Origin of the sequence: Micrococcus sp. KRD077 (assembly GCF_017168505.1) — a bacterium.
Classification (GTDB): Bacteria; Actinomycetota; Actinomycetes; order Actinomycetales; family Micrococcaceae; genus Micrococcus; species Micrococcus luteus.
In genome coordinates, this window is sequence record NZ_JABFAZ010000051.1 from 1 (window position 1) to 4819 (window position 4819).

Below are 4819 nucleotides of genomic sequence, written 5' to 3' on the forward strand. Positions count from 1 at the left end.
GCAGTCGCGTACACGCTGAACAACAGGCCCAGGAAGGTCCTGGACTGGAAGACTCCCGCGGAGGTCTTCGCCGAGCAGCTACGCTCGCTCTCAACGCACGGTGTTGCAACGACCGGTTGAACCCGCCGTCTACACCTCGAAGGCCTACGCCGCGCTCTGCGAGCAGCTGGGCGTGACCCAGTCCACGGGCGCGGTCGGCACGAGTGCCGACAACTCACTCGCGGAAAGCTTCAACGCCACGCTCAAGCGCGAACTCCTCGCCGGCCGGTCAGCGTTCCCGGACCAGGCCACCGCCTACCGGGCCGTGTTCCGGTGGGCGAACCGCTACAACACTCGCCGGCGCCACTCCGCGATCGGCAACATCAGCCCGAACGCCTACGAAGCCGCACGCTCCGCTACGCTTGCGGAAGCGGCATAACCGAACCGACACCGTGTCCACGATCAAGGGCCAAGGCCCGGTCTCCTCCTTCTCTGCATCGTCCAATTCGTTGCGGCTGTCATTGCGCCACGATTCTCGCGCTGGTACCTGGGGGCGTGGTCGGCGGTCCTGGGGATCGTCGTGCTTTACAACGTGGTCACGTTCTTGGAGCTGGGCGGCTCTGAGACGCCTGGCGGACAGGGAGCCGCCTGGAGCGGACCCGGCCTCAACGAGATGATGTGGGGTTCCATGGCCGGGGTCGGGGTGATCATGCTGTGGTTTGCCGACTTGGCTGGCGCCACGATCGCGTGGGAGAGGCGGCGTCGTCGGTCCGTTGATTGAACGGCGCAGTGAATCGCCCCGGGGGGCCTTGACCCTCGATCGTGTAGTTCTTCCTAGCCATCCCTTGGATTCTCGCTTCCCCAGCAACGTGCTGGAATCAGCGTGTCCAAGATCTGGGGTCAAGCGCCCTCACGGCAGACCCGACGACTGAATAGGCGATGTTCGAGACACTCGTCTTTGACTTGTTAGCACCGTTGGGGGCCGTGGGTGCGGAGAGGCGCACCCTGCGCCCTGCACCCGCGGCGATGGGGTGATTTCGAAAGGGTGGATTGATGACCGGTCTCACACCAGGCGAGGCGCGTGGCTGGGCTGCGCGGTTGCTTCTGGCCGAGGATGCCCGCTGGGTGGGGGACATTGTTCTCTCTGCCGCAGCAGACGAGCAATCGCAGGCCTACCCTGCCTTATTGCTCGGGCACCATTTCGTCCGAATCGTTTATGAGGGAAGTCAAGCCCTCCAGTCAGCGAAACCCGAGGTCGGGTGGCCGCAACTCGCGAGCATGTTGCAGCACGAGTACGGGGCGGTCACGTCACGGGTGCGGCATATGTCGAAGCTGCTGGACGACACGAACAGGTCCTACGACCAGGTTCTTGCAGAAATGCAAGAAGCGAAAGCAGTCTCGCACAGGGCGCTCACGGGGAAAGCGCACCCCTGGGTTCGGTGGGCGGAGACCGACCTCGGCCTTTACATGATCGAGCGCAGTGTCGTCGGTGCATCGACCCCGATGGCCTACCGGCTTGCCCTTGACCCAGGGGAGCTGGAACGCGTGGCAGGAGAGGATCTCCACGCGGTTACGCCCGAATGGGGCTCCACACTCGCGGTGCTTGCCGCGGCCGCCCCGGATGCTTGGGAAATGCGGCCCACACTTGCGCTGGACGCACACATCAAGTACAAGGACAGGCTCGCGAGTCGCTATCTGAAGAACCGATATGAGCCTGACTTCGACGATGCCGAGAAACTACTTCTCTTAATGATTGAAGCAGATTTCAACACCAACCGCCTCTACCTTCCTCGCACTCAGCCCGGCCATGAGGGGCCCTGTTTGCGTGCGCGCATCGTCACGACCTATCACTCTCTCAAGGCACTGCGCCGCATTCTCGACAGGCATCCTGGCCTCGATACGGCCGGTACCCGAAGTATTCGCGGGATCCTCGCAGATCCGGCCGCGAAGCGGCTCTGCTCGCGTGACGGCAAGATGGTCAGAAACCGGAGTGTCCATTATCAGATGGACGATCCGTCCATTATCCCCGACTTCAACAAGCCCATGTTCGGGATCATTGAAGCCGTGGCACCGAGCTTCACGTGGGAAACTCTCGATACCGACCTTCGATCGGTCGAAGACCAGCTGGCGGATGCGCTCGGGTCATGGGGAAAGTAGTCCTAGGGCGTGTCAGCACGGCGCCTGCGTGCGCGGGCACCAGCCCGTGGGCGGCGGCGTACTGGAAGCGCAGCATCTGGGCCAGGTGGGCCTGGGCTTGCATGAACGCGAGGACCTGAGCGGCGTCGGGCCGGTAGGCGGTGCCGTCGGCGGTCTGGGCGCGCACCATCTCGGGGCGGTCGTGGGCGACCCAGCGGGCCACCTCGGAATCTGTGGTCGGCAGGGACGTGGTCATCCGCCCTTGCCAGGACACCTGGATCATCAGGGACACCTCCACCCTTACGTTGATCTGACGTCAACATACTAGGTGGGCTGGCAAGTGGAGGGCAACAAGCTCTGGACGCGCGAAAGCGCCCCGCGAGGTTCCTGCGACTGTCAGATCAACGGGAAAGCGGGGCGCTTCTGGGGTCCAGTCTAGGCGACCAGCGCCGCCGGCGGGAAGGCGTCCGGGACGTCGATGAAACGACGCAGCACCTGGCAGCAGCGCCACCAATGACAGGCTGCGGTGCTCGCATGCGCGCGCTCGCTGTCGGTCACCACCTCGACGGCCTCGGCCAGGGCGGCCTCCAGGTGCTCGACCTCGATGCTCATGGCTCCTCCGATCCGCGGGTGTCCTTCACCGTGGATAAGGCGGTCGCGCGGCCGTGATGTCCCTTCTGGGTGCCAGGCAGAGCGAAGCCCTCCCGGCGCGGAGGGGGGATGGCCAGGAGGGCTTCTAAGTCGCAGGCCCTACGGGATGGGCTCACGTTCGACCTGTGCAAACCGTAGCAGGGGCAGTGGTGACGGGGGGGGGGTTGTGGATAAGGGTTGCGGGTGTATGGCGTGACGCGTATGGTTTGACGTGTATCGCTAGACCTACGTGAGGTGATTCTGTCGCCTCCAGATTGAGAGAGCACCCCCATGACCACCTTCTACTACTCCGTCAACGAGATGGCTCGGCAAGCCGGCTTCACCTCGCCCTCCACCTGGACCCGCATCAAGAACGACCTGCGCGCCCCCGACGCCGTCATGGTCAGCAAGATCCAGGGCGCCGGCTGGACCCTGGACAGCTGGGAGGACGCCGCCAACAACGAGCTGCACACCCGTCGCGAGCCCCTGATGAAGGCCATCACCCGCCTGCGCCTCGAGGAGGAGGCCCTGCGTCAGGAGTACGGCGTGACCGACCAGGACGAGCCGGCCGACCAGAAGGCGGAGGGCTGAGCCATGAACGCTATCGAGCTGAAGTGCCGCCGAGAGGCCCTCGGTCTGTCCCGCGACGCCCTCGCCGACACCCTGGGTGTCGCGGAGAAGAGCATCACCCGCTGGGAGTTCGGCAAGAACCCGCCGCGGGACTGGTCCTGGATCGACTCGGCCATGACCCGCCTGGAGGACTACCGCGAGCGCCTCGTGGAGGAGCTGATCGCCGAGACCTTGCGCGTGCATGAGCAGGCCGGTGCCGCGCTGATGTTGACCTACGCTTCCCGCGGTTCCTTCTACAGGTGGTTGCCGGAGATGGAGGAGCCGGACATGGGTGATGGCATCGCGGTGATTCCCGTGGAGCTGCACCGGGCGGCCACCGCCGAGGCCGCGCGCCGGCTGCGGGTGAGCCATGGGCTGCACGCCGTGATCGAGGCTGTGCCCACTCCGCAGGAGCGTGAGGGGGCGGGCTCGTGAGCGTGCGTCGATGGGTCTCGAGCGTCGTCGCCGTGGTGGCCGCTCTGGGTGTGGCTGGCGCCGTCGGGGGTGGACATGTGCAGGGGGTCCAGGTGCCAGAGGTGAAGCTTCCCAAGGTGGCGCTGCCCAGCGGAGTGGAGCTGCCCTCACTCGGCGACACGTCCCCGACGCCGGCGGCCGGCCCGGTCGGGGGCCAGCTCGAGCAGCTGGCCCTGACCTCCGCGGCACCGGCCAGCGCCTACACGCGAGACGCGTTCGGCCAGCGCTGGGCGGACGTGGACCGCAACGGCTGTGACACCCGCAACGACGTGCTGCGGCGCGACCTGACACAGGTGCAGATCAAGCCCGGCACGCAGGGGTGCAAGGTGCTCTCCGGCCAGCTCGTGGACCCCTACAGCGGCGCTACGATCCCCTTCTCCTCCCAGGACTCCCAGGCCGTGCAGATCGACCACACGGTCTCCCTTGCCGATGCCTGGGCCTCCGGGGCGTGGGCGTGGGACGAGTCCCAGCGCACGGCGTTCGCCAACGACCCGGCGAATCTGCTGGCCGTGGATGGGCCGGCGAACAACTCGAAGTCGGATGCGACCGCGGCGGACTGGCTGCCGGACACCGTTGCGGGCCGATGTGAGCTCGTGGAGCACCAGGTGGTGGTGAAGGCCAAGTGGGGGCTGAGCGTCACCGAGCGCGAGCGCGCGGCGATGCGCAGGGTGTTGGCCTCCTGCCCGGCTGGGTGAGCGAGGCCGTAACGTGTCCGGGGGGTGGGTGACCATGCCCCTGAACGGATGGACGATGCTGGCGCAGGAGGAGGTGTGAGCGATGACGACTACCACGGGTACCGACCTGGCCCCGAGGCTGCGCGCGTTCAAGCACCGCCTGGACCCCAACCCCGCCCAGGCCACCCTGCTGGCCCAGTACGCCGGCGCCGCGCGCGTCGCCTACAACATGCTCACCGCCCACAACCGGGCCGCCCTGGCCGCCGGTGCCGCCCGTCGCACCGAGCTGGCCGAGACCGGGCTGGCCGGCCCCGAGC

7 protein-coding genes and 1 pseudogene are annotated in these 4819 nt (G+C 66.6%); 7 read left to right on the forward strand and 1 reads right to left on the reverse strand.

Going from position 1 to position 4819, the window contains the following annotated elements:
* Nucleotides 1-124: 124 nt before the first annotated feature.
* From J1M39_RS11050 to J1M39_RS11060, 3 genes and pseudogenes are all read left to right on the forward strand, one after another.
* Nucleotides 125-418: pseudogene (locus J1M39_RS11050) on the forward strand (transposase); the annotation flags it as partial.
* A 141-nt stretch (nt 419-559) separates the two neighbouring features.
* The gene (locus J1M39_RS11055) at nt 560-760 is read left to right on the forward strand and encodes a hypothetical protein (RefSeq protein ID WP_031943828.1); all 201 of its coding nucleotides are present in this window, start codon (nt 560-562) and stop codon (nt 758-760) included.
* A gap of 272 nt (nt 761-1032) precedes the next feature.
* A complete protein-coding gene (locus J1M39_RS11060; protein ID WP_126860896.1) occupies nt 1033-2136 on the forward strand; it encodes a hypothetical protein in 1104 nt (367 codons plus the stop codon).
* Between the two features lie 414 nt (nt 2137-2550).
* Here the strand turns inward: J1M39_RS11060 and J1M39_RS11065 are convergent, their stop codons facing one another.
* Nucleotides 2551-2727, reverse strand: a complete 177-nt coding sequence (locus J1M39_RS11065) for a hypothetical protein (protein WP_031943824.1) — start codon at nt 2725-2727, stop codon at nt 2551-2553.
* 309 nt (nt 2728-3036) lie between these two features.
* Here J1M39_RS11065 and J1M39_RS11070 point away from each other — a divergent pair, with 309 nt between their 5' ends.
* The 4 genes from J1M39_RS11070 to J1M39_RS11085 all read left to right on the forward strand — a co-directional run.
* A complete protein-coding gene (locus J1M39_RS11070) occupies nt 3037-3336 on the forward strand; it encodes a hypothetical protein (RefSeq protein ID WP_031943823.1) in 300 nt (99 codons plus the stop codon).
* Between the two features lie 3 nt (nt 3337-3339).
* The gene (locus tag J1M39_RS11075; protein WP_069941827.1) at nt 3340-3789 is read left to right on the forward strand and encodes a helix-turn-helix domain-containing protein; all 450 of its coding nucleotides are present in this window, start codon (nt 3340-3342) and stop codon (nt 3787-3789) included.
* A 101-nt stretch (nt 3790-3890) separates the two neighbouring features.
* The gene (locus tag J1M39_RS12370; protein ID WP_240335751.1) at nt 3891-4523 is read left to right on the forward strand and encodes an HNH endonuclease family protein; all 633 of its coding nucleotides are present in this window, start codon (nt 3891-3893) and stop codon (nt 4521-4523) included.
* An 82-nt stretch (nt 4524-4605) separates the two neighbouring features.
* Nucleotides 4606-4819 (forward strand): helix-turn-helix domain-containing protein (locus tag J1M39_RS11085; protein ID WP_206496792.1); only part of this gene is annotated, 214 nt, incomplete at its 3' end.

Coding starts and splice junctions, on each gene's coding strand:
- J1M39_RS11060 (WP_126860896.1), top strand. CDS start 1,033: ATGACCGGTCTCACACCAGGCGAGGCGCGTGGCTGGGCTGCGCGGTTG.
- J1M39_RS11065 (WP_031943824.1), bottom strand. CDS start 2,727: ATGAGCATCGAGGTCGAGCACCTGGAGGCCGCCCTGGCCGAGGCCGTC.
- J1M39_RS11070 (WP_031943823.1), top strand. CDS start 3,037: ATGACCACCTTCTACTACTCCGTCAACGAGATGGCTCGGCAAGCCGGC.
- J1M39_RS11075 (WP_069941827.1), top strand. CDS start 3,340: ATGAACGCTATCGAGCTGAAGTGCCGCCGAGAGGCCCTCGGTCTGTCC.